Origin of the sequence: Micromonospora sp. DT48 (assembly GCF_049844495.1) — a bacterium.
Taxonomy (GTDB): Bacteria; Actinomycetota; Actinomycetes; order Mycobacteriales; family Micromonosporaceae; genus Micromonospora.
In genome coordinates, this window is sequence record NZ_JBNCLE010000012.1 from 151,877 (window position 1) to 176,713 (window position 24,837).

Genomic DNA, 24,837 nt, shown 5'->3' on the forward strand with positions numbered 1-24,837 from the left:
ACGCGGCGGGGACGGCGAACCGTCGAGGTCGTCAGCCGGGCGTACGCAGACGGTGCAACCGCAGGGCCAGTTGCACCTCCAGGGCCCGGTCGGGCTGCTGCCAGTCGGCACCGAGCAACTGACCGACCCGTTCCAGGCGCTGGGTCACCGTGTTGACGTGCACGTGCAGCTGCTCGGCGGCCCGGGCCAGGCTGCCACCCACCCCGAAGTACGCCTCCAGCGTCCGCACCAGCGCGGTACCGCGCCGGGCGTCATAGTCGATCACCGGCCCGATGGTGGCGGTGAGGAACCGGCTCACGTCGGCGTCGCCGCCGCCGTCGACGGCCCCCAGCAGCAGCCCGACGAAACCCAGCTCGGCGCTGCTCGCCCCCTGCCCGGCCCGGCCCAGCGCCCCGAGCGCGGTCAGGCAGCGGTCCGCCTCCCGGAAGGCGGTGCCCAGCGACGCGGGGTCGGTGAACGGCCCGCTCGCCCCGGCGGTCACCGGTCGGCCGGTGATCCTCGACAGGTCACGGGCCACCGCTCGGGCGCTGTCACCCGCGTGGTGACCGGGCAGCATCAGCGCCACCCGGCCGTCGCGCGCGGCGGCCAGCCCACCCCGGGTCGAGGCGTACGTGGTGGCCCAGGAGAGCACCCGCTGCCGGGCGGAGCCGGTCGCCGCGATGGCGTCGTCGCCGACGGCCACCAGCACGTGCGGTGCGTCCAGGTCCACGCCCAGCCGACGGGCCCGGCTACGCAGCGCGTCGGGGTCGCGCAGCGGCCGGGCGATCAGGTCGTCGAGCAACTCGCCCCGGACCCGTCCCTCCGCCTCGGCGACGGTACGCCGGAACAGCAGCAGCAGGGCGGTCACCAGCGCCGCCCGCTCCAGGATGCGCTGGTCGGCGTCGTCCGGTTCGCCCTCGGGGCGCAGCACCAGCACACCGAGGTTCTCCGTGCCGGCTACCACGGCGGCGTACCACAACGCTCCCCGGCGTACGCTGCGTCCCTCGGTCCGCGACGCCGCGACCGCCTCGACGATCTCCGCTCGCTCAGGCTCGTCGATCTCACCGACCTGGGCCAGCCGCCGTCCCTCGGCGTCGAGCACCAACAGCACCCCACCGAGCACGTCGGTGACCGCCGCGGCCACGTCCTCCACGCCGCCGCCGCGCAGCACCAGCGCCGTCATCCGGTCGTGGGCCGCGGCGGCCCGCTCCACGGAACTGCTGTGCGCGCGGATGGTGGTGTTCGCCGAGGAGAGTTCCTCCAGTGCCGCGCGGGTCTCGGCCAACAGCCGGGCGGTGTCGATCGCCACTGCGGCGTGAGCGGCCAACGAGAGCAGCAGCGCCACCTCCTCGCGGGCGAACGGCCGGGCCGTCCGGTTGGCCGCGTAGAGCACCCCGATGCTGGTCGAGCCGAGGCGCAGCGGCACTCCGAGGATGGCCACCAGCCCTTCCTCGCCCACCCCGGCGTCGATCTCCCGGGTGTGGTGGAACCGCTCGTCCTCCGGATAGTTCGCGGTGACGTAGGGAGCGCCGGACTGGGCCACCAGACCGCCGAGCCCGGCACCCATGGGCAGCCGCAGCCGCTGGAACCGGGCGGAGACCGACCCGTCGGTCACCCGCATGTAGGTGTCGCCGCGCTCGGCGTCGTTGAGGGTCATGTAGGCGACGTCCGCGCCGAGCAGGTGCCGGGCCCGGTGCACGATCGCCCGCAGCACCTCGTCCAGGTCACGCAGCCCGGCCAGGTCGCTGACCGTGTCGTACAGGCCGGAGAGTTCGCTCTCCCGGCGGCGACGGCGTTCCAGCAGCGCCCGGACCCGCAGCGCCACCGTCTTGGCCCGCTCCAACTCGGCGATGCGTTCGGGCGGCAGCCCGGCCGAGCGGGCGGCGACCAGCGGTCCCTCGAATTCGACCGCGGCTGCCTCCCGGGCGAGCAGTTCGAGGAACTCCACCGGCGACGACATGACCGACATTCTGCGGGTGACCTCCGCTAATTCGCCGTCCAGCCCCCGTCGAGCGCGATCGAGGCGCCGGTGAGGAAGCTCGCCGGGGGTGAGCAGAGGTAGGCCAGCAGCTCCGCCACCTCCTCCGGTTCGATCAGCCGCTTGACCGCCGCGCGGGCCAACATGACCTTCTCGATCACCTCGGACTCGGGGATGCCGTGGGCGGCCGACTGGTCGGCGATCTGGCTCTCCACCAGCGCGGTCCGCACGTACGCCGGGTTGATGCAGTTGGCGGTCACCCCGCAGGCCGCGCCCTCCAGCGCCACCACCTTCGACAGCCCTTCCAGCGCGTGCTTCGCCGAGACGTACGCCGCCTTGTACGCCGAGGCACGCAGCCCGTGCACCGAGGAGATGTTCACGATCCGGCCCCAGCCGCGTGCGTACATGTGCGGCAGCGCCCGCCGGATCAGCAGGAACGGCGCCTCCACCATCACCCGCTGGAGGTACTCGAAGCGCTCGACCGGGAACTCGTGCAGCGGTGCCACGTGTTGCAGACCGGCGTTGTTGACGACGATGTCGACGTCGGCGTCGAGGGCGTCCACCGCCGCCGGGTCGGACAGATCCACCCCCTCGGCCCGGCCGCCGATCTCGGCTGCCACCACCGTGGCCGCCTCGACGTCACGGTCGACCACCACGACGCTGGCGCCGGCCGCCGCCAGCCGCCGGGCGCAGGCCCGGCCGATGCCGCCGCCGCCCCCCGTCACCAGGGCGGTACGACCGGTCAGGTCGACGTTCACGACGTGGGGGACCGCCACGGGTTCTGCCGTCATGGCGCATGAAGTTACGAGGTGTGTGCTCGGGCGCACATGGGGTTGTGACACATACTCCCGGGGCACACTGTGGCCGCCTCCTACACTGCCGCCGCGGCTGCCAGATCGGGCGTGTCCCGGGGCGCGGCGCGGCGACGGCATCGGTAGGGTGTCGAACACACGTACTGCCCCGGCGGCTGGAGGGAGGCGGCGTGCGGGTGCTCGGCGTCGACCCGGGGCTGACCCGGTGTGGAGTCGGCGTGGTGGAGGGGGTGCCCGGCCGGCCCTGCACGCTGATCGCCTACTACGTGGTCTACACCGACCCGGCCGACGAGTTGCCCACCCGCCTGCTGCACCTGGACCGCTCGTTGACCGACCTGGTCGTCGAGCACCGGCCGGACAGCGTGGCGGTGGAGCGGGTGTTCAGCCAGCACAACGTGCGTACGGTGATGGGCACCGCCCAGGCCAGTGGGATCGCCGTGCTCGCCGGGGCGCGTGCCGGGCTGCCGGTGCAGACGTACACCCCGAGCGAGGTGAAGGCGGCGGTGACCGGCTCCGGCCAGGCCGACAAGGCGCAGATGACCGCGATGGTCACCCGGCTGCTGCGGCTGGCCGAGCCGCCCCGTCCGGCGGACGCCGCGGACGCCCTCGCGCTGGCCATCTGTCACGTGTGGCGCGGTGGCACCCGGTCGAAACTGGCCGCCGCGGCGGACCGGGCGAGACGAGGAGGAGCGAGATGATCGCCAGTGTGCGTGGCGTGGTGGCCGCCACCGGCCCGGATCACGCGGTGATCGAGGTCGGTGGGGTCGGCCTGGCCGTGCAGTGCGCCCCCGGTACCCTCGCCGACCTGCGGGTCGGTCAGCCGGCCCGGCTGGCGACCAGCCTGGTCGTCCGGGAGGACTCGCTCACCCTCTACGGCTTCGCCGACGACGACGCCAAGGCGCTGTTCGAGTTGTTGCAGACCGCCAGCGGGGTCGGCCCGCGACTGGCCCAGGCGGTGCTCGCCGTGCACACCCCGGACGCGGTCCGCAAGGCCATCGCCAACGCCGACACGGCGGCGCTGACCCGGGTGCCCGGCATCGGCAAGAAGGGCGCCGAGCGGCTGGTGCTGGAACTGCGCGACCGGATCGGCCCGGTGCCGGTGGGCGCCGACGGCGCGGCCGGGGTGACCGGTGGGGCCTGGCCCGAGCAGGTCCGTCAGGCGTTGATCGGGCTCGGCTGGACGGCCGGTCAGGCCGACCAGGCCGTCGCCGCCGTCGCCGAGACCGTCGACGGTCCCACCCCGCCGGTGCCGGTGCTGCTGAAGCAGGCCATCCGACTGCTGGGTCGCACCCGATGAGCGCGCGGGTCCAGCCGGGTCCGCGAGCCCCGAGGTCGCGAATGAAGGACCCCCGATGACCGGCCCCGACGGCGGACTCGTCTCGGCGTACGTCAACGACGCGGAACGGGACGCCGAGGCCAGCGTCCGGCCGAAGCGGCTGGACGAGTTCATCGCCCAGCACCGGGTCCGCGACCAGCTCGACCTGCTGCTCCAGGGCGCGATGCGGCGCGGCTCCCCGCCCGACCACATCCTGCTGTCCGGGCCGCCCGGCCTGGGGAAGACCACCCTGGCCAACATCGTCGCCGCGGAGTTGGGCACCGGCATCCGGGTGACCAGCGGGCCGGCGATCGAACGCTCCGGGGACCTGGCGGCGATCCTGACCAGCCTGGCCGAGGGGGACGTGCTCTTCATCGACGAGATCCACCGGATCGCCAAGCCGGCGGAGGAGCTGCTCTACAGCGCGATGGAGGACTTCCGGGTCGACGTGGTGGTCGGCAAGGGGCCGGGCGCCACCGCCATCCCGCTCGACGTGGAGCCGTTCACCCTGGTCGGCGCGACCACCCGGTCGGGCCTGCTCACCGGCCCGATGCGGGACCGGTTCGGCTTCGTGGCGCACCTGGACTTCTACTCGCCGGCCGACCTGGAGGTGCTGCTGCACCGCTCGGCGCGCATCCTCGGTGTGCCGATCACCGAGGACGGGGCGGCGGAGATCGCCGGTCGATCCCGGGGCACGCCACGCATCGCCAACCGGCTGCTGCGTCGGGTGCGGGACTTCGCCGAGGTACGCGCCGACGGTGTGGTCACCGTCGAGACGGCCCGCTCCGCGTTGACCGTGTACGACGTCGACGCCCTCGGGCTGGACCGGCTCGACCGGGCGGTGCTGACCGCCCTGGTGGATTCGTTCAAGGGCGGTCCGGTCGGCCTGTCGACGCTGGCCGTGGCGGTCGGGGAGCAGCCGGACACGGTCGAGGAGGTCTGCGAGCCGTTCCTGGTGCGGGCCGGGCTGTTGGCGCGTACGCCCCGGGGGCGGGTGGCCACCGAGGCCGCCTGGCGCCATCTTGGCCGTACACCGCCAAATGGTACATTTGGTCCAGAAGCCCCTCCCGCGCCCGATCTGTTCTCGGTGGACATCGGCGAGCCGTGATCTGTTCGTGATCCGGGCGACGTTCGGCGTTCCCAGACAGAGCGACTAGACTCGCCGCGGTCTGTACAGGACGTGCAAATCCGCCTCCGTTCCGGCGCCAACGCGCCGGTCCGGCGGCCAATGGGAAGGTCGACAACCGTGCACTACGCAGCAGAAGGCGGCGGAGCGGGAGGCTTCACGCCGATCCTCATGATCGCTCTGCTCTTCGGCGTCATGTATTTCATGATGATCCGTCCGCAGCAGAAGCGCCGCCGCGAGGCCGAATCGATGCAGGCCAACCTCTCCCCGGGCGACGAGGTGGTCACCATCGGCGGGCTCTACGGCACGGTCACCGGCATCGAGGACGACAGCGTCCTGCTGGAGGTCGCTCCAGGAGTGCAGACCCGCTACGCCCGACCGGCGATCGCCCGGGTGGTCACCCCGGCGGAGCGCCCGGCCGAGGCGGCGGCCGAGGAAACCGACTCGGTCAAGGACTGACGTCGAGTCCCGTCCGGGTGCCGGTTTCCCGGTGACTCGGACGGGGCACCCGCCCGCGTCCCCGGGTGGGTGTCACTCTCGAACTGCGCATTGAGACAATTGGATATCATGCCGACGCCGGGCGTCGGCGCGTCCGCCCGTACCCGGTCCACGCGTCCGCGCCGACCAGCCGAGGCGGCGGCACCAGCCCGGAAGCCGTCGGAAGGCAGGCCGTCGGCCCGGGATTCCGGCCGACCCGCCGCCGCACCCGCGGCGGCGTGACCACAGGGAGACAGGACAGCCGTGGCACCACCTCAGGGACAGATGCGCCCGGGACGGCAGTTGGCCGTGCTCGGGGCCATCTTCGTCGTCCTCTATCTTTTGGTGTTCTTCTCAGGCGGTGCCAGCGGTGGCTGGAAGGATCGGCTGGAACCTCGCCTCGGTCTTGACCTGGTCGGTGGCACCCGGCTGACGCTGGAAGCGACCAACACCCTGGACGGCCGGGCTCCGACGGCCGACAACCTGGAACGCGCCCGCCAGATCATCGAGAACCGGGTCAACGCCTACGGCGTGGCCGAGGCCGAGGTGGTCACCGAGGGCGACCGCAACATCGTCATCTCCCTCCCCGGCGAGAACCGCGAGCTCAACGAGGTCGGTAACGCAGCCGAGCTGCGCTTCCGCAAGGTGCTGAAGATCGTCGACGGCAGCGGGTCGATCCCGTCGCCGGCGCCGAGCGAGAGCCCGGAGGCGACCCCGTCGGGTACGGCGAGCCCGGAGGCCACGCCGTCCGGCTCCACCAGCCCCACGCCCGACACCGACGCCACCGCGTCGCCGTCGGCCGGCGGCCAGGGTGGTGGCGCGCCGACGCCGCCGCCGTCGGAGTCGCCGACCCCGTCGCCCACGGCGAGCGAAGAGGTGCCGCAGAGCATCGAGGAGCTGCGCCGCGCCGTCGAGCAGAAGGTCGGTGCCGAGGCGTGGGCCGCCGCGAGCGGGTTGCAGGCACCGGCCGACCTGAGCGCCGACCCGTCGCTGGCCGAGAAGCTCAAGCCGTTCGGTGAGCTGAGTGGCCGCGAGGTCGCGGTGCTGCCGGCGCAGATGCAGTTCAACGTGCCGACGATCAGCTGTGTGCAGCTCGACGACCGGCCCCCGGCGTCCATCTCCGACCCGGAGCAGCAGGTCGTCGCCTGCGAGGGCGGCTACGCGAAGAACCTGCTGGACGTGGCCAAGGTGCTCGGCACCGACGTCTCCGACGCCAACGCGGTGCGCGACCAGACCAGCCAGTGGGTGGTCAGCCTGAACTTCACCAGCTCCGGGCAGCAGAAGTGGACCGCGCTGACCCGCGAGGCGTTCAACAACGAGGGCCAGGCTTGCGACGCGTCCGCGCTCGGCGACGAGGGCAAGTGCCGGGTCGCCGTGGTGCTGGACAACGTGATCATCTCCTCGCCGCAGATCCAGGGCGTGCTGACCGGCAACTCCCAGATCACCGGTAACTTCACCAACGCGGAGGCCAGCGAGCTGGCCGGCTACCTGAGCTACGGCGCCCTGCCGGTCACCTTCGAGGCGCAGGAGCAGCAGAACGTCACCGCCACCCTGGGCGCCAGCCACCTGCGGGCCGGTCTGCTCGCGGCCGGCATCGGCATGCTGCTGGTCATCATCTACTCGTTCTTCTACTACCGGCTGCTCGGCTCGGTGATCTTCCTGAGCCTGATCCTCTCGGCGCTGCTGCTCTTCGGCGCGCTGGTGGTGCTCGGCCGGCAGATCGGCTTCACGCTCACCCTCGCCGGTATCGCCGGCATCATCGTCTCGCTAGGTGTGGCGGCCGACTCGTTCGTCATCTACTTCGAACGACTCAAGGACGAGATCCGAGAGGGACGCAGCCCGCGCAGCGCGGTACCTCGGGCCTGGGTCCGGGCCCGCCGGACGATCATCTCCGCCAACGCGATCACCATCATGTCGGCGGTGGTGCTCTACATCGTCTCGGTCGGCACGGTGAAGGGCTTCGCCTTCGCCCTGGGCCTGGCGACGGTGCTGGACCTGCTCGTGGTCTTCCTGTTCCGGCATCCGATCATGACGATGTTCGCCCGAACCAAGGCGTTCCTGTCCCCACGGGTCAGCGGCCTGGGCCGGGCACTGCCGGCCCGGTCGGAGCAGGCCCAGCCCCGCAACCAGCGTGTCAAGGAGGCCTGAGATGGCTGAGACTGGTCTGGCAGCCCGCCTCTACCGAGGTGAGGCCGGCCTCGACATCGTCGGCCGCCGCAAGGTGTGGTTCACCATCGCCGCCGTGCTGGTGACACTCGCGCTCGGCAGCGTCATCTTCCGGGGCTTCAGCCTCGGTATCGAGTTCGCCGGTGGCAACTCGTTCCAGGTCCCGACCAGCGTCGGCACCCTGGAGCAGGCGGAGCAGCGCGCCGGTGAGGTGTTGGCCAACGCGGTCGAGGGTGGCCGGGTGGTCACCGCGCAGCAGGTCGGCGGGGGTGGCGGCGAGTTCTACGAGCTGCGTACCACCGAACTCGACTCCGAGCAGGCCGAGGCGGTGCGGCTCGAGCTGGGGCAGGCGTTCAACATCGACCCGTCCGAGATCGCCAGCAACCGGGTCAGCGAGGCGTGGGGTAGCCAGGTGACCAACCGGGCCTTGCTCGGTCTGGTGATCTTCCTCGCGCTGGTGACGGTCTATCTGGTGCTGCGCTTCGAGTGGCAGATGGCGGTGGCAGCGGTCTTCTCGCTGGTGATGAACCTGGTGCTCACCGCCGGCCTCTACTCGATCGTCGGATTCGAGGTGACCCCGTCGACGATCATCGGATTCCTCACCATCCTGGGCTTCGCCCTCTACGACGTGGTGGTGGTCTTCGACAAGGTGCAGGAGAACACCAGAGGGATCACCGCGAACAACAACCAGACGTACGGCGAGGCCGCCAACCTGGCGGTCAACCAGAGCCTGATGCGGTCGATCAACACCTCGGTGGTCGCGCTGCTCCCGGTCGGCGGCATCCTGTTCATCGGTGCCGGCCTGCTCGGCGCGGGCACCCTGAAGGACCTCGGCCTGGTGCTGTTCGTCGGTATGGCGATGGCCTTCATCACCTCGATCACGCTGGCCACCCCGCTGCTGGTGGTGCTCAAGAACCGGGAGCCACGGATCCAGTCGCACAACAAGCGGGTGCAGGCCCGGCGGGCCACGGTCAACCGGGGCGAGACCCCGGCCAAGGGCGGCGCCGCAGCCCGCCCGGCCGAGCGCGAGGAGGAGCCGGTCGCCGCAGAGGCCGGTGCCCTCGCCGGTGCCGCCGCGCCGAAGGTGGGCGCACGTCCGGCGGGCAAGCGCTCCGGCGGGGCCCGGGGCGGGCGTCCCGGCGGCAACCGTCCGGGCGGCGGAAAACGCCGCTGAGGACGCCGGGGAGCCACCCGGTAGTCAACCGTGCCGGCGGCGTCCTGCATGCTGTGCGAGCAGTGTGCGGGACGCCGCCGTCGTGTGGAAGGGAAGCGGAACTGCCGTGACGGAGACCCACAGCGCCGAGGTGCGTGGAGACAGCGGGCTGGAGGTGGCCCGGCTGGTCGCCAGCCGGGTGCTCGACGTGCCCGACTTCCCCAAGCCCGGCGTCATGTTCAAGGACCTGATGCCGTTGTTCGCCGACGGTGACGCCTTCCGGGACGTCATCGACGGGATCGTCGCGTACCACGGACGGGAGTCCTTCGACACCGTGGTCGGTATCGAGGCGCGGGGGTTCGTGGTCGCCGCCGCGATCGCGTACGCGACGGGAGTCGGTGTGGTGCCGGTGCGTAAGGCGGGCAAGCTGCCCCGACCCGCCTACGCCGCCTCCTACGAGCTGGAGTACGGCGAGGCCACGCTCGAGGTGCACCAGGACGCCTTCACGGCGGGCCACCGGGTGCTGGTGGTCGACGACGTGCTCGCCACCGGTGGCACCGCGGCGGCGACGCTGGATCTGGTGGAGCGGGCGGGCGGCACGGTGGCCGGGTTCACCGTGCTGCTGGAGCTGTCCTTCCTCGGCGGCCGTGACCGACTGGCCCCGCGTCCCGTGCATGCCCTGTTGACCGTTTGAGTCGACGGCGGCGCCGGACGGGTCCGGCATGGTCCGTCCGGTGGAGCGGCGCGGTACCCCCGGTGGGGGTAGCATTGCCCATTGCTGACCGGGCGGTGACCCGTCTGTGCGGCGCTAGACCAGACCGGCCGGCGCACGGTCGGTTCGTTCCGGCGAGCGGTGAGGAGGCCGGTGTCCCACGAGGTCGTTCCTCCGGTGGAGGGCACGGTGCACCCGACAGGTGACGCGGAGGGCTCGTTGACCGGCCGCAACGGCGCCGCACCGGTGCCGGGTGGCGATTCCGGCACGGCGCAGCCGACCGGTGAGAGTTCCCGTCCGGCGGTCGGTGCCGGCGATGCTGTTGACCTCTCGGCGGCCGGTGGTTTCGCCCTGTCCCACGCGCCCACCGGGCGGCGGGTCCGGGCACGGCTCGCCAGGTTCAATGCCCCATGGCAGTCGTCGCAGGTCAGCGAGGTGCTGGAGCCGCTGATCGCATCACACCGGGAGAATCACCCCAAGGCCGACGCACGGCTGTTGCAGCGGGCATTCGACACGGCGGCTCGCTGGCACTCCGGTCAGTACCGCAAGTCCGGCGACCCGTACATCACCCACCCGCTCGCGGTGGCGACCATCCTGGCGAACCTGGGCATGGACACCACCACCCTGGTCGCCGCGCTGCTGCACGACACCATCGAGGACACGGAGTACTCCCTCGACCAGATGCGCTCCGACTTCGGTGGCGAGGTCGCCCTGCTGGTCGACGGCGTCACCAAGCTGGACAAGGTCAAGCTCGGTGACGCGGCGAAGGCCGAGACCATCCGCAAGATGGTCGTCGCCATGGCCAAGGACCCGCGCGTGCTGGTGATCAAGCTGGCCGACCGGCTGCACAACATGCGTACGCTGACCTTCCTGCCGCGACCGAAGCAGGAGCAGAAGGCGAAGGAGACGCTGGAGATCCTCGCCCCCCTGGCGCACCGGCTCGGTATGAACACCATCAAGTGGGAGCTGGAGGATCTGGCGTTCGGGACGTTGTTCCCGAAGCGGTTCGAGGAGATCAACCGGCTGATCGGGGAACACCAGCCGCAGCGGGAGGCGTTGCTGCGGCAGGTGACCCAGAAGGTGCAGACCGACCTGAAGGCCGCCAAGATCAAGGCGGAGACCACCGGGCGGCCGAAGCACCTGTACTCGATCTACCAGAAGATGATCGTGCGGGGGCGGGACTTCAACGACATCTACGACCTGGTGGGTGTGCGGATCCTGGTCGACACGGTGCGGGACTGCTACGCGGCGCTGGGGGTGATCCACGCGAACTGGCAGCCGGTGCCGGGCCGGTTCAAGGACTACATCGCCATGCCGAAGTTCAACATGTACCAGTCGCTGCACACCACGGTGATCGGTCCGACCGGCAAGCCGGTGGAGATGCAGATCCGCACGTACGCGATGCACCGTACGGCGGAGTTCGGCATCGCGGCGCACTGGAAGTACAAGGAGCACAAGGGCACCCAGATCGTCGGCCCACCGGCGCACATCGACGAGATGACCTGGCTGCGGCAGCTGCTGGACTGGCAGCGGGAGGCGGCCGACCCGAGCGAGTTCCTGGACGCGCTGCGGTTCGACCTGTCCAGCCAGGAGGTCTACGTCTTCACCCCGAAGGGCGACGTGATCCCGTTGCCGACCGGGTCGACGCCGGTGGACTTCGCGTACGCGGTGCACACCGAGGTCGGGCACAAGTGCATCGGCGCGCGGGTCAACGGCAAGCTGGTGCCGCTGGAGTCGACGCTGTCCAACGGCGACGTGATCGAGATCTTCACCTCGAAGTCCGACACCGCCGGCCCGACGCAGGACTGGCTGGGCTTCGTGAAGAGCCCCCGGGCGCGGACGAAGATCCGGCAGTACTTCAACAAGGAGCGTCGCGAGGAGGCGATAGAGGAGGGCAAGGACGCGATCGTCAAGGCGATGCGCAAGCAGGGCATGCCGTTGCAGCGGATGCTCACCTCCGACAACCTGATGGCGATCGCCCGGGATCTGCACCTGCCCGACGTGGCGTCGCTGTACGCGGCGGTCGGTGACAGTCAGGTCTCCGCCCAGTCGGTCGTGCAGAAGCTGATGGCCTCCTACGGCGGTGAGGAGGGCGCGGCCGAGGACATCGCCGAGACCGCCGTGGCCACCCGCCCGCCGCGCAGCCGCTCCTCCAGCCACGATCCGGGTGTGGTCGTACGCGGGGTCAGCGACGTGTGGATCAAGCTGGCCCGCTGCTGCACCCCGGTCCCACCGGATACGGTGTTCGGGTTCGTCACCCGCTCCGGCGGGGTGAGCGTGCACCGCGACGACTGCGCCAACGCCGAGGACCTGCGCGCCCAGGGCGAACGGGTGGTCGAGGTGAACTGGAAACTCACCTCCGCCTCGACCTTCCTGGTGGCCATCCAGGTGGAGGCGCTCGACCGGCACAAGCTGCTCGCCGACGTCACCCGGGTGCTCTCCGAGGAACGGGTCAACATCCTCTCCGCCACCGTCACCACCACCCGGGACCGGGTGGCGGTGAGCCGGTTCAGTTTCGAGATGGCCGACCCGAAGCACCTGGGGCACCTGCTCGCCGCCGTACGCAAGGTCGACGGCGTCTTCGACGCCTACCGCGTCACCTCCGGCGCCTGACCCCACCCACCCGGTACCAAAAGACTCGGGTCCCGATCCAACCGGATCGGGACCCGAATTCTCTGCTCAGAGGCGCAGTGCTCAGGCGTCGGCCATGGTGAGGTCGGTGATGATGACCTCCTTCTTGGGGTGACCGCCGCCGGCCTGCTGGGCGAACGCGCCGTCGTCACCGGCCGCCGCGACGTCCCGGACGATGTCCATGCCGTCGGTGATGGTGCCCAGGACGGTGTAGTTCGGGTCCAACGGCGAGTCGCCGTACACGATGAAGAACTGGCTGCCGCTGCTGGACGGCGCGCCGGAGTTGGCCATGGCGATGACGCCCTCCGGGTACGGCGGGCGCTTGTCGGCCGGCAGGTTCTCCTCCACCATCCGGTAGCTCGGGCCGCCGGTGCCGTCGGTCTCGCGCCAGCCCTCGCCGGTGGCGCTCGGATCGCCGCACTGGAGCACCTTGATGCCCTCGGTCACCAGGCGGTGGCACTTGGTGTTGTCGAAGAAGTCCTTCTCGGCCAGGTGAATGAAGCTGCCCGCCGTGCACGGCACCGCCGCCCGGTCGATCCGGGCGGTGATCGGGCCGAGGTTCGTGGTGATCGTCATGGTCTGGACGCCCACCTTGCTCTGCTGGGTGGGCGGCAGCCCGACGTCCTTGATCTGCGGGGTGCGCTCGCCCTCGGGTACCTCGATCCAGTCGCACTGCACAGAAGTCGCGTCCTGGGCCGCGTTGTCGGTGCCGCTGTCGTCGCCGAGCATGTTGCTGGCCAGCCAGGCCGTGCCGGCGACCACCAGCAGCAGGACCACGCCGGCCCCGACGACCGCCTGGGTCTGGCGGCGCTTACGGGCCCGGGCGGCCCGCTCGGCCATCTCCTTCTCGAGCCGGGCGCGGGCCGCCGCGCGCTGCCGCTCTCTGGTGGACGTCACGCCTCGATCCTCCTGGACTGTATGTGGATGCCGCTGCGGTGGGGTGGACCCTGCTCGCCGACGCTCAGCCGGCGTTGGCGCTGGCCTCGGGCGCGCCGGACGCGTCCGGACTCGGTGTGCCCGAGGAAGCCGGATCGGCGCTCGACGCCGGGTCCAGCACGGGCTCGCCGACGGTCAGGCTCTGAATGACCACGTCGTCGTTCTCCGGCTTGACCTTCTCCCCGGCCCCATTGTCCACCGTCGGCAGGGCACCGATCTTCTCGACGACGTCGAGCCCCTCGGTGACCCGGCCGATGATCGGGAACTGCGGCTCGGTGGTGGTGAAGTCCTTGAAGAAGATCAGGAACTGGCTGCCGTTGGCGCCGGGCGGGTTCGAGATCATCGCGACCGTGCCCTTGGGGTACGTCGGCGGCTCGTCCGGTGACGGGCTCGCGTCCGGCGAGGGGCTCGTCTCCGGCGCGGGCGGCACGTTCTCGCTGTAGAACGAGTAGGTCGGCCCGCCCAGCCCGGTGCCGCTGGGATCGCCGCACCGCACCGCGCCGTCGGCGGTGATCTCATGGCACTTGGTGTTGTCGTAGAACGACTGGCTCGCCAGGTGGGCGATGCTCGCCGCGGCGCACGGGGCGCTCGCGAGATCCAGCTCCACGGAGATCGGCGCGCCCTGGTTGGTGGTGATCGTCATCGGGCGGGTGCCGGTGACCGGCAGATCGGTGGTCGGGGGCTCGCCCACGTCCTTGAGGTTGCTGTTGCCCTCGGCGTTCTGCGGGGTCCAGAGGCAGACCTCGTTGTTGCTCGCGGTGTCGTCGACCGGCTCGCTGTCGAACGCGCCGAGAGCCCACGCTGTGCCGACGACCACCAGCACGAGGATCAGGGCGCTGCCGACACCGGCCTGGATCCGTCGGCGACGCCTGAGAGCAGCCGCTCGGCGGGCCATCTGCCGGTCGAGCTTGGCCCGCGCCAGTTTGCGCTGCCGGTCCCTGCTGGAAGCCACCCGTGCTCCCCTTTCCTCTACCCTGGTCCTGACCCGGTGTCGTGTACCTGTCGGGCGGCAGGTGCGCCACGCCACACGCCCGCCAGAGTGTACGGGTACCGGCTGGGAAAGTGGTGTACGAGGTCGGTGCCCAATTTCATCGGGATCCGTCAGTGCCTCACCCGGTGCTGGCGCGTTGGGTGGTCCGGAGTGTGACGCCGGTAGGCTGCCCGGTGAGGACGACTCGACGGAAAGGGAGCAGACGTGCTCGTTACCGGCTTTCCCGCGGATGCCTTCGGCACCAACTGCTACGTGGTTGCCACCGGGCCGGGGGAACAGTGCGTGGTGGTCGACCCCGGCATCGGGGTGATCGACCAGCTCGACGCGCTGCTCGCCGAGCATCGTCTGCACCCGGCCGCGGTGCTGCTGACCCACGGCCACCTCGACCACACGTTCTCCGTGGCGCCGGTCTGCGGGGCGCGGGGGATCACCGCGTACGTGCATCCCGCCGACCGGGAGCTGCTGGCGGACCCGACGAAGGCGCTGTCGATGGACCTGACGCAGCTCTTCGGTGGGCGGCTGTCCTACGCCGAGCCGGAGGACGTGGCCGAGCTGACCGACGGTACGACGCTCACCCTCGCCGGGTTGGAGATCACCGTCGACCACGCGCCAGGCCATACCGGCGGGTCGGTGCTCTTCCGGCTGCCCGCTACCGACTCGTCCATGGAGGCGGAGCAGATCTGCCTCTCCGGTGACGTGCTCTTCGCGGGCTCGATCGGCCGCACCGACCTGCCGGGCGGCAGCATGCCGATGATGCTCACCAGCCTGCGGGACAAGATCCTTCCGCTGGCCGACGACACCATCGTGCTGCCCGGCCACGGCCCCGCGACCACCATCGGCCGCGAGCGCGCCACCAACCCGTACCTCGCCGAGGTGGCGGGGACGGGCGGTGCGCGACCGGCGGCACCCACCCGCGGCCTCTAGACCTCACCGCGCCCCGCGCGGGATCGCCCCGAAAACCCTGCCGCGCGGCGCGCGGCTGCCGAGGAGTACGTCATGAGCAAGCCCACGCCCATCTCCGGGTTCCCGGAGTGGACGCCCGCCCAGCGGATGATCGAGCAGTTCGTCCTCGACCGGATCCGGGCCACCTTCGAGCTGTACGGCTTCGCACCGCTGGAGACCCGGGCCGTCGAGCCGTTGGACCAGTTGCTGCGCAAGGGGGAGACCTCCAAGGAGGTCTACGTGATCCGGCGTCTGCACGGCGACCCGGACGGCCCGGCCGGCGACGACACCCTGGGCCTGCACTTCGACCTGACCGTGCCGTTCGCCCGGTATGTGCTGGAGAACGCCGGCAAGTTGGCCTTCCCGTTCCGCCGCTACCAGATCCAGAAGGTGTGGCGCGGCGAGCGGCCCCAGGAGGGGCGGTACCGCGAGTTCCTCCAGGCCGACATCGACATCGTCGACCGGGACACCCTCGCGGCGCACCACGAGGCGGAGATGCCGCTGGTGATCGGGGACGCGCTGCGTTCGCTGCCGATCCCGCCGGTACGCATCCAGGTCAACAACCGCAAGATCTGTGAGGGCTTCTACCGGGGCATCGGGCTGACCGACCCGGAGGCGGCGCTGCGGGCGGTCGACAAGCTCGACAAGATCGGCCCGGCCGGGGTGTCGGAGCTGCTGGCGACCACGGCCGGGGCGAGCGAGGCGCAGGCCAAAGCGTGCCTGGCGCTGGCGGAGATCTCCTCGACGGACGCCTCCTTCGCCGACGCGGTGCGGGCGCTCGGGGTGAGCCACCCGTTGCTCGACGAGGGGGTCGAGGAGCTGGTCCGGGTGGTGGAGACCGCCGCGTCGCACTCGCCCGGTCTCTGCGTGGCGGACCTGCGCATCGCCCGTGGCCTGGACTACTACACCGGCACCGTGTACGAGACGCAGCTGGTCGGGTACGAGCGGTTCGGCTCGATCTGTTCCGGCGGCCGGTACGACAACCTGGCCAGCGCCGGCAACGTCAGCTTCCCCGGGGTCGGCATCTCGATCGGGGTGACCCGGCTGTTGGGGCTGCTCTTCGGCGCGGGCAAGCTGTCGGTGTCGCGGGAGGTGCCGACCTGTGTGCTGGTCGCGGTGGCCAACGAGGACCTGCGACCGGCCAGCAACTCCGTCGCCGAGGCGCTGCGGTCCCGGGGCATCCCGACCGAGGTGTCACCGAGCGCGGCCAAGTTCGGCAAGCAGATTCGGTACGCGCAGCGGCGCGGCATCCCGTACGTCTGGTTCCCGGGCGTGGACGGCGCGCCCGACGAGGTCAAGGACATCCGTTCCGGTGAGCAGGTGCCCGCCGCCCAGGGCGAGTGGACCCCGCCTCGGGAGGACCTCAAGCCCCTGGTGAGCTGAGCTTGGTTCCCCGCGATCTCGCACGTCGTCGGCCGCCGTCCGGACAGCGGTGCGGTGACGAGGCGCGAGATCGCGGGGTGGCCGAGTCGGCCTACCAGGCGAAGCCGGCGGCGTAGGAGACGCTGGCCAGGGCCTGCTGGCCGCTGGTGTTGGGGTGGAAGTAGTCCCAGCCGGAGAGCTGGCCGAGGGTGAACGGGTAGCCGAAGACCGCGTTGCCGTCGTACCGGCAGTTCGACCCGTACGCGGCGCAGGCCGCGGCGAGCTGGCTGTTGAAGTCGATCACCCGCTGCCGGACCCGGTTGCGCCGGTCGACGTCGGCCTGGGCGGTGGAGGTCGGGTTGGCCAGCAGGGACTGGCAGATGCCAAAGAGCGACCAGGCGGTACGCGCGCTGCTGCTGCCCTTGCCGACCGACCAGAGCCGGTGCACGTCCGGGATGCTGATCACGAAGACCTTGGCGTTCGGCAGGCCCGTCCGCAGCCGGTTCAACGCGGAGTCGATGTTGGCCCGGAAGGTGGCCGGCGAGGTCATCGTCGACTCGGAGCTGGTGCAGGCGTCGTTCGCGCCGATCAGGATCGTCACGTAGCCGACGCCCTGGCTGATCGCGGTGCCGGCCTGGCCGTACAGGTCGGCTGATTTCGCGCCGGTGCGGCCGGCGTTGTGGTTGCGTCCGTTGATGGCCGGTTCGAGCCGGCGGACGCGGAGGTAGTGACTGTCCACTGCGGAATCGCTACCGGTGCTGAACGAGCGGCTGGTGCAGTCGACGTACCACCCGCAGGCGTTGAAGCCACGGGTGATGGAGTCGCCGAGGCTGGCCATCGAGGTGGGTGCCGGGCCGGGGTTGGCCGTGGCGGGACTGGTGGCGAGCAGGACGAGGGCGATGACGCCGGCGAGGGTGGCCAGCGTACGTCGGACGAGGGGCATGGTGGCCTCCGGTTCACGGGTGCCGGACAGCGGCGGTTACCGGAGCGTATAGATGACTTTCTGTGTCCACAATGTTGCGTCGGGGTTACATGCGGCCGGTGGGTGAATTCGGGCAAACGGGGGTCTTGTTTAGGATCTTAAATATGTGAATACTTTCCATCGCTTGGCCATTTCCCCAGGTGGCCGAGTTGCCCCCGCCCCTGTCGGCATGACAGGGCCCTCAACCCCCAAACGGGAGGCTGTTACATGCGACCCACAAGGTCAATGCTGCGTCGCGTCGTCACCGTCGCCGCGGCCGGAACCCTGGCCGGCGGCCTGTTGGCCGGCGTGCCCGCCCAGGCGGCACCTGGATCCGCCTCGCCCGATGCCGCCGCCGCTCTTGCCGAGCGCCTCGGCGACCGCGCCGCCGGCACCTACGCCGACGCCACCGGCAAGATGGTCGTCGCCGTGACCGACGCCGTCGCCGCCCGCCAGGTGGCTTCCGCCGGCGCCACCCCCAAGGTCGTCAAGCGCGGCGCCGCGGAGCTGAACCGCGCCACCGCCGAGCTGGACCGTTCCGCCGCCATCCCCGGCACCGCGTGGTGGGTCGACCCGGCCACCAACCAGGTGGTCGTCTCCGTGGACAGCACGGTCACCGGGGCCAAGCTGGAGCGGGTCAAGGCCGCTGCCGCGCGCACCAACGGCGCGGTGCGCATCGAGGCCGAGGCCGGGGTGCTGAGCACCCGCATCTCGGGCGGCCAGGCCATCTACGCCCAGGGCGGTGGACGCTGCTCGCTCGGCTTCAACGTCCGGGCCGGCAGCACCTACTACTTCGTCACCGCCGGGCACTGCACCAGGATCGCCGCGAACTGGTACAGCAACTCGGGTCAGACCTCGCTGCTCGGCACCCGCGCCGGCAGCGTCTTCCCGGGCAGCGACTACGGCATCGTGCGGTACAGCAACCAGAGCACCGTGCAGCCGGGCAACGTCTACCTCTACAACGGCAGCTACCGCGACATCACCGGGGCCGCCAACGCCTACGTCGGGCAGTCGGCGCAGCGCTCCGGCAGCACGACCGGTGTCCGCAGCGGCTCGGTGACCGCGCTCAACGCCACGGTCAACTACGCCGAGGGCCAGGTCCGTGGGCTGATCCGCACCAACATCTGCGCCCAGCCCGGTGACAGCGGGGGCTCGCTGTTCAGCGGCGGCACCGCGCTCGGCCTGACCTCGGGCGGCAGCGGCAACTGCTCCATCGGTGGCACCACCTTCTTCCAGCCGATCATGCCGGTGCTGAGCCGCTACGGCGTCAGCGTCTACTGATTTCTGCGTAGGGGAGCACGTCCACTCCCAGCGGGCCGCCGGATTCCTCCTCCGGCGGCCCGCACTCGTCGTGCCCGCCGTCGAAGCCATCACGTACGGTCACCCCATGGTCGTACGATTTCTGGCGCAGCTCCGCCCGCTGGTCGTCGTGGGTGGACAGCTGTCCACGTGGCTGCTGCTCGTCGTGGACGCGCGTCGCGAGTGGAGCCCGTACTGGTTCGTCGGGCTGCTCCTGCTGCTCGGCGCGCTCGCGGCGATACCAGCGGCAGAGGTCGGCGAGCCGGCATTCCGGCCGGTCGCCCTGGTCACCTACACCATCGGGGCCGGCATCGTCGCGCTGGCCCTGTATGACACGGCGGACAAGCGGGCTCTGTGGGCGTACGCCCTGACCGCCCTCGGCGTGGTGGCCCTGCCGACGAGTCGGCCGACGATCGGTCGGGCGACCGTGACCGGTGTCGCGGTGGCCCTCCTGCTCACTATCGGCGTGTCGGCCCCGGCCCTGGCCTGAAGTGGTGGGTCGCCCGAGGTGACGGTGTGCGTCTCGTCGGAGGAGGCCGTCGACGAGCTGGTGCGCGAGGGCCCCCGCTTCGATCCCCGGCACGCGATCGCCGGCTTCGGACTGACCGAGTCGGATCCGCCCTGCGTCGAGGTGCTCCTGGATCCCGGTGCCACCGCTGGCGACGCCGACGACATCGCCCGCCGCTACTTCGAGGATCCGAGGGTGGTGTCCGCGAGCCGAACCCGCTGACCGACGTCCGGGCACGAGGTGGGGCAGCTCGCCCGTCCTGCCCAACCGCTGCCGCCAACTTCAGCCCGGGGCGGGTGTAAGGAAGGGCCCCTTCCTCTACCGCAGGCGTTAACAAGGGGCCCTTCCTTACACCCAGGGAAGGGGGAGGGGCAGAATGCGGGGGCAGAGACATTGAGCAGACGAGGGAGACGCACGTCGTGATCCGTACCCATGACGCCGGAAGCCTGCGCGCGACGGACGCCGGCACGACGGTGACGCTGGCCGGCTGGGTGGCCCGCCGACGTGACCACGGCGGTGTCATCTTCGTCGACCTGCGCGACGGCACCGGCGTGGTGCAGGTGGTCCTCCGCGAGGAGGACGCGCACGCGCTGCGTAACGAGTACTGCGTCAAGGTGGTCGGTGAGGTCACCCGGCGGCCCGAGGGCAACGAGAACCCGGAGCTGCCCACCGGCGAGATCGAGGTGACCGCAGCGGAGCTGGAGGTGCTCTCCGAGGCCGCGCCGCTGCCGCTGCCGGTGGACGACCAGGTCGTGGCCGGGGACGACGTCCGGCTCAAGTACCGCTACCTCGACCTGCGTCGCGGCGGTCCGGCCCGCGCCATGCGGCTGCGGTCGCGGGCCAACCAGCTCGCCCGCTCGGTGCTGCACGAGCGGGACTTCCTGGAGATCGAGACGCCGACGCTGACCCGGTCCACGCCGGAGGGCGCCCGCGACTTCCTGGTCCCGGTGCGCCTGCAACCCGGCAGCTGGTACGCGCTGCCGCAGTCGCCGCAGCTGTTCAAGCAGCTGCTGATGGTCGGCGGCATGGAGCGCTACTACCAGATCGCCCGCTGCTACCGCGATGAGGACTTCCGCGCCGACCGGCAGCCGGAGTTCACCCAGCTCGACATCGAGATGTCCTTCGTCACCGAGGACGACGTGATCGACCTCGGTGAGGCGATCGTCGCCGCGCTCTGGTCGGAGCTGGCCGACCACGAGATCCCCCGGCCCATCCCACGGATCACCTGGCACGACGCCATGGCCCGGTACGGCTCGGACAAGCCGGACCTGCGCTACGGCGTGGAGCTGACCGAGCTGACCGACTACCTGCGCGGCACCCAGTTCCGGGTCTTCGCCGGCGCGATCGACGCGGGCGGGTACGTCGGCGCGGTGGTCATGCCCGGTGGGGCGACCCAGACCCGCAAGGAGCTGGACGGCTGGCAGGACTGGGCCAAGGCGCGCGGGGCCCGGGGCCTGGCGTACGTGGTGCTCGACGCCGAGACCGGCGAGGCGCGCGGACCGGTGGCGAAGAACCTGTCGGCCGAGCACCTGGCCGGGCTGGCCGACGCGGTCGGTGCCAAGCCGGGCGACGCGATCTTCTTCGCCGCCGCCGCCGAGGCGCGCGAGGCGCAGGAGCTGCTCGGCGCGGCCCGGGTGGAGATCGCGCGGCGGGCCGGCCTGATCGACGAGAGCGCCTGGGCGTTCTGCTGGGTGGTCGACGCGCCGATGTTCGAGAAGACCGAGGAGGGTGGATGGACGGCGGTGCACCACCCGTTCACCTCGCCGAACTCGGAGTGGGTCGACCGGTTCGAGGAGGCGCCGGACCGGGCCCTGGCCTACGCGTACGACATCGTCTGCAACGGCAACGAGATCGGCGGCGGCTCGATCCGTATCCACCGCCGCGACGTGCAGCAGCGCGTGTTCGACCTGCTCGGCATCACGCCGGAGGAGGCGCAGGACAAGTTCGGCTTCCTGCTGGAGGCGTTCAGCTACGGTCCGCCCCCGCACGGCGGCATCGCGTTCGGCTGGGACCGGGTCTGCATGCTGCTCGCCGGCGCCGACTCGATCCGCGAGGTGATCGCCTTCCCGAAGACCCGGGGCGGCTTCGACCCCCTGACCGGCGCGCCCACCCCGATCACCGCCCAGCAGCGCGCCGAAGCCGGCATCGACGCCAAGCCCAAGCCGCAGCCGTCGCCCGCCCACCTCGGCACCGCCGGCCCCGCCGCCCCCGTATCCGACCCCACCTAACAGCCCCCACCCCCACCCCGCCCGGGTTGATCAAGAAGTTTGCGTCATGATCTGAGCGTTTCGGCGACCAAAACGTCTTGATCGACGCGTACGGGAGCGGGTGGTGTGGTGCGGGTCCTGGTGGTGGGGGGCAGCGGGTTTCTGGGGCGGGAGGTCTGCCGGCAAGGAGTCGCCGCCGGGTGGTCGGTGGTGGGCACGTGCCACTCCGGCGAGGTCGGGGTGCCTGGTGTCGAGGTGCACCGGCTGGATGTGACCGATCGGAGCGCGGTGGTCGCGCTGGTCACGGCGGTACGGCCGGACGCCGTGGTCTCCACCCCCTACCGGTACGGCGACTGGGTGGTCACCGCCGACGGGGCGGCGCATGTGGCGTACGCGGCTGCCCGGGTGGCGGCGCGGCTGGTGCACATCTCCAGTGACGCGCTGCATGCCGGGCGACCGCAGCCGTACGCCGACGACGATCCGCCGACCCCGATCTTCGCGTACGGTGCCGCGAAGGCGGCGGCGGAGACGGCGGTGCGAGCTGTCGACCCGGGCGCCGTGCTGGTGCGGACCTCGCTGATCCTGGGTGCGGGGAGCAAGCAGATCCAGCTCTGCCGGGACGCCCTGGCCGGTCGCGCGACCCTGTTCACCGACGAGTTGCGGTGCCCGATCGACGTCGGCGACCTCGCCGCCGCCGTACGGGAACTGGTGGACAGCGATGTCGCCGGCCCGCTGAACGTGGCCGGTCCGGAGGCGGTCAGCCGGGCGGAGTTGGGCCTGCTGGTGGCCCGCAGCGAGGGGATCGACCCGGTCGGCCTGAAGACCACCACCGGGGCCGCCGCCGGTGTGGTGCGCCCCACCGAGGTACGCCTCGACTCCTCCCGCGCCACCACCCTCCTCCGCACCCCGATCCGACCCGTCTCCACCCTCCTCCCACCCCCACCCCTCCTCCCATCCCTCGGGTTGATCAAGAAGTTTTCGCCATGAATTGAGCCTCTCGGTGACCAAAACTTCTTGATCAACGCGTACAGGGGGGAGGGAGGTGGGGTGGGGTTGTGCAGAGGAAGTGTGCATAAGTATTGTGCATTCATGGGAGATGGTGAGGAGCGGGCGGGCGGGCGGCAGGTCTGGCTTGATCGTCGGCAGGTGCGGGTGCTGGCGCATCCGTTGCGGACGCGGCTGCTCGGCGCGTTGCGGGTGAGGGGTCCGGCCACCGCGACCGTGCTGGCCGAACTACTCGACACGAACACCGGAGCGACCAGCTACCACCTGCGCCAGTTGGCGGAGGTGGGTCTGGTGGTGGAGGAACCGGGCCGGGGGACTGGACGGCAGCGTTGGTGGCGGGCCGCCCACGACGTGACCAGCTGGGAGAACACCGACTTCGACGACGACCCGGACGCGCGGGCCGCGATCGAGTGGATACAGGCCGAGCAGGTACGCCACTTCGTCGAGCACGCCGAGCGGTGGTTCGCCGCCCGCGCCGAGTGGTCGCCACAGTGGCGCGACGCGTTCGGCATGAGTGACGCGCTCCTGACCATCCCGGCGGGCCGACTGAAGGAACTCCAGCACGAGATGTGGCGCGTGGTGGAGCGCTACCGGGCCGAGGCCGATCCGCAGGAGCCCGGTGCCGAGCAGGTGCAAATCTTCCTCGCCTCCCTGCCGCTGCTGCTCGGGAGGAAGCCGTGAGTGAGCTGTCCGTACGCCAGATCCAGCGTCGCTTCCTGATCCTGCACGGTCTGCGATGGCTGCCGACCGGCCTGCTCATCCCGGTGTTCATCCTGCTCATGCGGGAACGGGGCCTGACCCTGACCCAGATCGGCCTGGCCGTGGCCGCGCAGGGCGTGGTGGTGCTTGCCCTGGAGTTGCCGACCGGCGGGTTCGCCGACGCCCTGGGTCGCAAACCGGTGCTGGTGGTGGCGAACGCGGTCGGCCTGGTGTCGGTGGGTCTGCTGGTGGTCGCCGACTCGTTGGCCCTGCTGGCCGCGGTCTGGGCGCTTCAGGGTGTGTTCCGCGCCCTGGACAGCGGCCCCCTCGAATCGTGGTACGTGGACGCCACCCTCGCCGTCGACCCGGACGCCGCGTACGAGAAGGGGCTGGGCCATGGTGGCACCGTGCTCGGCCTGAGCATCGCGGCCGGTGCCCTGCTCAGCGGTGGCCTGGTCGCGCTCGGTCCGCTGGGCCCGGTCAGTGCCTTGACCACGCCGGTGCTGGCGGCCTTCGTGCTGCAGGGGATCGCGTTGGCGGCACTGCTGATCCTGCTGGAGGAACGGCGACCGGCGAGCGGCCCCGGTGCCCTGCGGGCCTCGGTCCGCTCCGCTCCCCGCATGGTCGGCGAGGCCGTCGGCCTGCTGCGGCGCTCCCGGGTGCTGCTCGCGCTGGTCGCGGTCGAGCTGTTCTGGGGATTCGGGATGACCACCTTCGAAGGGCTGCTGCCGATCCGGCTGGGCGAGGTGGTGGGCGACGCCGACCGGGCCGCCGCCCTGCTCGGCCCGGCCAGCACCGTGGCGTGGCTCGCCTCGGCCGGTGGTGCCGCGCTGACCCCACTGCTCATCCGCTGGGTCGGCGCGGCACCGGGTGCCGCCCTGTTGCGCGTCGTGCAGGGGGCGACGGTGGTCGGGATGGCCCTGCTGGCCGGCCCGGTCGGGGTGTTGATCGCCTTCTTCGCCTGTCACGCCGTGCACGGCGCGTCGAACCCGCTGCACATGGGGCTGCTGCACCGCCAGGTCGACGGCCCGTACCGGACCAGTGTGATCTCGGTGAACTCGATGGTGGCCATGCCGGCCGGCGCGCTCGGCGGTGTGCTGCTCGGCGTCATCGGCGACCGGGCGGGGGTGAGCACGGCGATGCTGGTCGGCGCGCTCGCGCTGGCGGTCGCCGCGCCGCTCTACCTGCCCGCCTGGCGGGCGGGCCGGGCCGCCGACTCGGCGGCCACGGGCCAGGCGGCGGCAACCGAGATGGCGCGCTGAGCGGGGGCATCCTCCACTGGAGATTGGCGAGCCGACCGATCGGGTACATCCCGCGCGACCTACTGGAACCCCCACCGGAGGAACGTCATGCTCGCCATCGCCGCAGCCATCGTCTTCGGCTTCGCCCTGTTGCTCGACCTGCTGGACACCAAACTCGGCGCCCCGGACCTGTTCAACTGGAACACCCTGGTGCTGATCGGCCTGCTGCTGCTCTCCCTCTACCTGGCCGGCGTCGGCCGTGGCCCGGGCGGCGGGGGCGGTCGCTGGTACCGGGGCCGTCGGCCGGGCCGAGGCTGACCGGAAACGACCATCCGGG

23 protein-coding genes are annotated in these 24,837 nt (G+C 71.2%); 18 read left to right on the plus strand and 5 right to left on the minus strand.

Going from position 1 to position 24,837, the window contains the following annotated elements; all coding sequences use genetic code 11:
- Nucleotides 1–31: 31 nt before the first annotated feature.
- Nucleotides 32–1,948 (minus strand): helix-turn-helix domain-containing protein, encoded by a 1,917-nt coding sequence (locus ACLQ2S_RS16725; protein ID WP_425702000.1) that lies wholly within the window; start codon nt 1,946–1,948, stop codon nt 32–34.
- 17 nt (nt 1,949–1,965) lie between these two features.
- On the minus strand, nt 1,966–2,748 hold the full coding sequence (locus ACLQ2S_RS16730) for a 3-hydroxybutyrate dehydrogenase (RefSeq protein ID WP_155217940.1): 783 nt from the start codon (nt 2,746–2,748) through the stop codon (nt 1,966–1,968).
- A gap of 191 nt (nt 2,749–2,939) precedes the next feature.
- On the opposite strand from ACLQ2S_RS16730, the gene ruvC reads away from it, so the two are divergent.
- The 8 genes from ruvC (at nt 2,940) to ACLQ2S_RS16770 (ending at nt 12,331) form a co-directional block, all read left to right on the plus strand.
- Nucleotides 2,940–3,467, plus strand: a complete 528-nt coding sequence (gene ruvC / locus ACLQ2S_RS16735) for a crossover junction endodeoxyribonuclease RuvC (protein WP_309223224.1) — start codon at nt 2,940–2,942, stop codon at nt 3,465–3,467.
- Nucleotides 3,464–4,066: a Holliday junction branch migration protein RuvA gene (gene ruvA / locus ACLQ2S_RS16740; protein WP_155217942.1), complete on the plus strand. Its 603-nt coding sequence runs from the start codon at nt 3,464–3,466 to the stop codon at nt 4,064–4,066. The genes ruvC and ruvA overlap by 4 nt, the downstream gene beginning before the upstream one ends.
- A gap of 55 nt (nt 4,067–4,121) precedes the next feature.
- The gene (gene ruvB, locus ACLQ2S_RS16745) at nt 4,122–5,192 is read left to right on the plus strand and encodes a Holliday junction branch migration DNA helicase RuvB (protein ID WP_155217944.1); all 1,071 of its coding nucleotides are present in this window, start codon (nt 4,122–4,124) and stop codon (nt 5,190–5,192) included.
- A gap of 138 nt (nt 5,193–5,330) precedes the next feature.
- Entirely contained in the window at nt 5,331–5,669 is a 339-nt protein-coding gene (yajC, locus tag ACLQ2S_RS16750; protein WP_309223225.1) for a preprotein translocase subunit YajC, read from the plus strand.
- Nucleotides 5,670–5,951: 282 nt separating this feature from the next.
- Nucleotides 5,952–7,835, plus strand: a complete 1,884-nt coding sequence (gene secD, locus ACLQ2S_RS16755) for a protein translocase subunit SecD (protein WP_425702001.1) — start codon at nt 5,952–5,954, stop codon at nt 7,833–7,835.
- A 1-nt stretch (nt 7,836) separates the two neighbouring features.
- Nucleotides 7,837–9,027 carry a protein translocase subunit SecF gene (secF, locus tag ACLQ2S_RS16760; RefSeq protein ID WP_155217946.1) on the plus strand — a complete coding sequence of 397 codons (1,191 nt, stop codon included), beginning with the start codon at nt 7,837–7,839 and terminating at the stop codon, nt 9,025–9,027.
- A 106-nt stretch (nt 9,028–9,133) separates the two neighbouring features.
- Nucleotides 9,134–9,700: an adenine phosphoribosyltransferase gene (locus ACLQ2S_RS16765; RefSeq protein WP_309223227.1), complete on the plus strand. Its 567-nt coding sequence runs from the start codon at nt 9,134–9,136 to the stop codon at nt 9,698–9,700.
- Nucleotides 9,701–9,871: 171 nt separating this feature from the next.
- Entirely contained in the window at nt 9,872–12,331 is a 2,460-nt protein-coding gene (locus ACLQ2S_RS16770; RefSeq protein ID WP_375335333.1) for a RelA/SpoT family protein, read from the plus strand.
- 81 nt (nt 12,332–12,412) lie between these two features.
- Here ACLQ2S_RS16770 and ACLQ2S_RS16775 read toward each other — a convergent pair whose 3' ends face one another.
- Together ACLQ2S_RS16775 and ACLQ2S_RS16780 are read right to left on the minus strand one after the other, a co-directional pair.
- Nucleotides 12,413–13,246, minus strand: a complete 834-nt coding sequence (locus tag ACLQ2S_RS16775; RefSeq protein ID WP_309223228.1) for a peptidylprolyl isomerase — start codon at nt 13,244–13,246, stop codon at nt 12,413–12,415.
- Nucleotides 13,247–13,310: 64 nt separating this feature from the next.
- The gene (locus ACLQ2S_RS16780) at nt 13,311–14,237 is read right to left on the minus strand and encodes a peptidylprolyl isomerase (RefSeq protein ID WP_309223229.1); all 927 of its coding nucleotides are present in this window, start codon (nt 14,235–14,237) and stop codon (nt 13,311–13,313) included.
- Nucleotides 14,238–14,480: 243 nt separating this feature from the next.
- Here ACLQ2S_RS16780 and ACLQ2S_RS16785 point away from each other — a divergent pair, with 243 nt between their 5' ends.
- Nucleotides 14,481–15,200, plus strand: a complete 720-nt coding sequence (locus ACLQ2S_RS16785) for an MBL fold metallo-hydrolase (protein ID WP_309223230.1) — start codon at nt 14,481–14,483, stop codon at nt 15,198–15,200.
- Nucleotides 15,201–15,272: 72 nt separating this feature from the next.
- Nucleotides 15,273–16,601: a histidine--tRNA ligase gene (gene hisS / locus ACLQ2S_RS16790; RefSeq protein ID WP_155217948.1), complete on the plus strand. Its 1,329-nt coding sequence runs from the start codon at nt 15,273–15,275 to the stop codon at nt 16,599–16,601.
- 91 nt (nt 16,602–16,692) lie between these two features.
- On the opposite strand, the gene ACLQ2S_RS16795 is transcribed toward hisS, so the two are convergent.
- The gene (locus ACLQ2S_RS16795; protein ID WP_155217950.1) at nt 16,693–17,523 is read right to left on the minus strand and encodes an SGNH/GDSL hydrolase family protein; all 831 of its coding nucleotides are present in this window, start codon (nt 17,521–17,523) and stop codon (nt 16,693–16,695) included.
- Between the two features lie 246 nt (nt 17,524–17,769).
- Between ACLQ2S_RS16795 and ACLQ2S_RS16800 the strand changes: the two genes are divergently transcribed.
- The 8 genes from ACLQ2S_RS16800 (at nt 17,770) to ACLQ2S_RS16835 (ending at nt 24,818) form a co-directional block, all read left to right on the plus strand.
- Entirely contained in the window at nt 17,770–18,822 is a 1,053-nt protein-coding gene (locus ACLQ2S_RS16800) for a S1 family peptidase (RefSeq protein WP_425702002.1), read from the plus strand.
- A gap of 106 nt (nt 18,823–18,928) precedes the next feature.
- On the plus strand, nt 18,929–19,330 hold the full coding sequence (locus tag ACLQ2S_RS16805; protein WP_155217954.1) for a hypothetical protein: 402 nt from the start codon (nt 18,929–18,931) through the stop codon (nt 19,328–19,330).
- A gap of 24 nt (nt 19,331–19,354) precedes the next feature.
- Nucleotides 19,355–19,570 (plus strand): hypothetical protein, encoded by a 216-nt coding sequence (locus tag ACLQ2S_RS16810; protein ID WP_425702003.1) that lies wholly within the window; start codon nt 19,355–19,357, stop codon nt 19,568–19,570.
- Nucleotides 19,571–19,767: 197 nt separating this feature from the next.
- Nucleotides 19,768–21,576 carry an aspartate--tRNA ligase gene (gene aspS / locus ACLQ2S_RS16815; protein WP_309223231.1) on the plus strand — a complete coding sequence of 603 codons (1,809 nt, stop codon included), beginning with the start codon at nt 19,768–19,770 and terminating at the stop codon, nt 21,574–21,576.
- A gap of 108 nt (nt 21,577–21,684) precedes the next feature.
- Complete coding sequence (locus tag ACLQ2S_RS16820) at nt 21,685–22,542, plus strand: sugar nucleotide-binding protein (protein WP_309223282.1); 858 nt, start codon at nt 21,685–21,687, stop codon at nt 22,540–22,542.
- A gap of 102 nt (nt 22,543–22,644) precedes the next feature.
- A complete protein-coding gene (locus ACLQ2S_RS16825; protein WP_425702004.1) occupies nt 22,645–23,241 on the plus strand; it encodes an ArsR/SmtB family transcription factor in 597 nt (198 codons plus the stop codon).
- Nucleotides 23,238–24,521 (plus strand): MFS transporter, encoded by a 1,284-nt coding sequence (locus tag ACLQ2S_RS16830; RefSeq protein WP_309223232.1) that lies wholly within the window; start codon nt 23,238–23,240, stop codon nt 24,519–24,521. The genes ACLQ2S_RS16825 and ACLQ2S_RS16830 overlap by 4 nt, the downstream gene beginning before the upstream one ends.
- 87 nt (nt 24,522–24,608) lie before the next feature.
- Complete coding sequence (locus tag ACLQ2S_RS16835; protein WP_155217960.1) at nt 24,609–24,818, plus strand: hypothetical protein; 210 nt, start codon at nt 24,609–24,611, stop codon at nt 24,816–24,818.
- The last annotated feature ends 19 nt before the right edge of the window (nt 24,819–24,837 follow it).

Excerpts from the sequence above, each read along its gene's own strand:
- ruvB (WP_155217944.1), top strand. The coding sequence starts at position 4,122 with ATGACCGGCCCCGACGGCGGACTCGTCTCGGCGTACGTCAACGACGCG.
- ACLQ2S_RS16805 (WP_155217954.1), top strand. The coding sequence starts at position 18,929 with ATGGTCGTACGATTTCTGGCGCAGCTCCGCCCGCTGGTCGTCGTGGGT.
- secF (WP_155217946.1), top strand. The coding sequence starts at position 7,837 with ATGGCTGAGACTGGTCTGGCAGCCCGCCTCTACCGAGGTGAGGCCGGC.
- ACLQ2S_RS16795 (WP_155217950.1), bottom strand. The coding sequence starts at position 17,523 with ATGCCCCTCGTCCGACGTACGCTGGCCACCCTCGCCGGCGTCATCGCC.
- ACLQ2S_RS16835 (WP_155217960.1), top strand. The coding sequence starts at position 24,609 with ATGCTCGCCATCGCCGCAGCCATCGTCTTCGGCTTCGCCCTGTTGCTC.
- ruvA (WP_155217942.1), top strand. The coding sequence starts at position 3,464 with ATGATCGCCAGTGTGCGTGGCGTGGTGGCCGCCACCGGCCCGGATCAC.
- ACLQ2S_RS16725 (WP_425702000.1), bottom strand. The coding sequence starts at position 1,948 with ATGTCGGTCATGTCGTCGCCGGTGGAGTTCCTCGAACTGCTCGCCCGG.
- hisS (WP_155217948.1), top strand. The coding sequence starts at position 15,273 with ATGAGCAAGCCCACGCCCATCTCCGGGTTCCCGGAGTGGACGCCCGCC.
- ACLQ2S_RS16825 (WP_425702004.1), top strand. The coding sequence starts at position 22,645 with ATGGGAGATGGTGAGGAGCGGGCGGGCGGGCGGCAGGTCTGGCTTGAT.
- ACLQ2S_RS16730 (WP_155217940.1), bottom strand. The coding sequence starts at position 2,748 with ATGACGGCAGAACCCGTGGCGGTCCCCCACGTCGTGAACGTCGACCTG.
- ACLQ2S_RS16800 (WP_425702002.1), top strand. The coding sequence starts at position 17,770 with ATGCGACCCACAAGGTCAATGCTGCGTCGCGTCGTCACCGTCGCCGCG.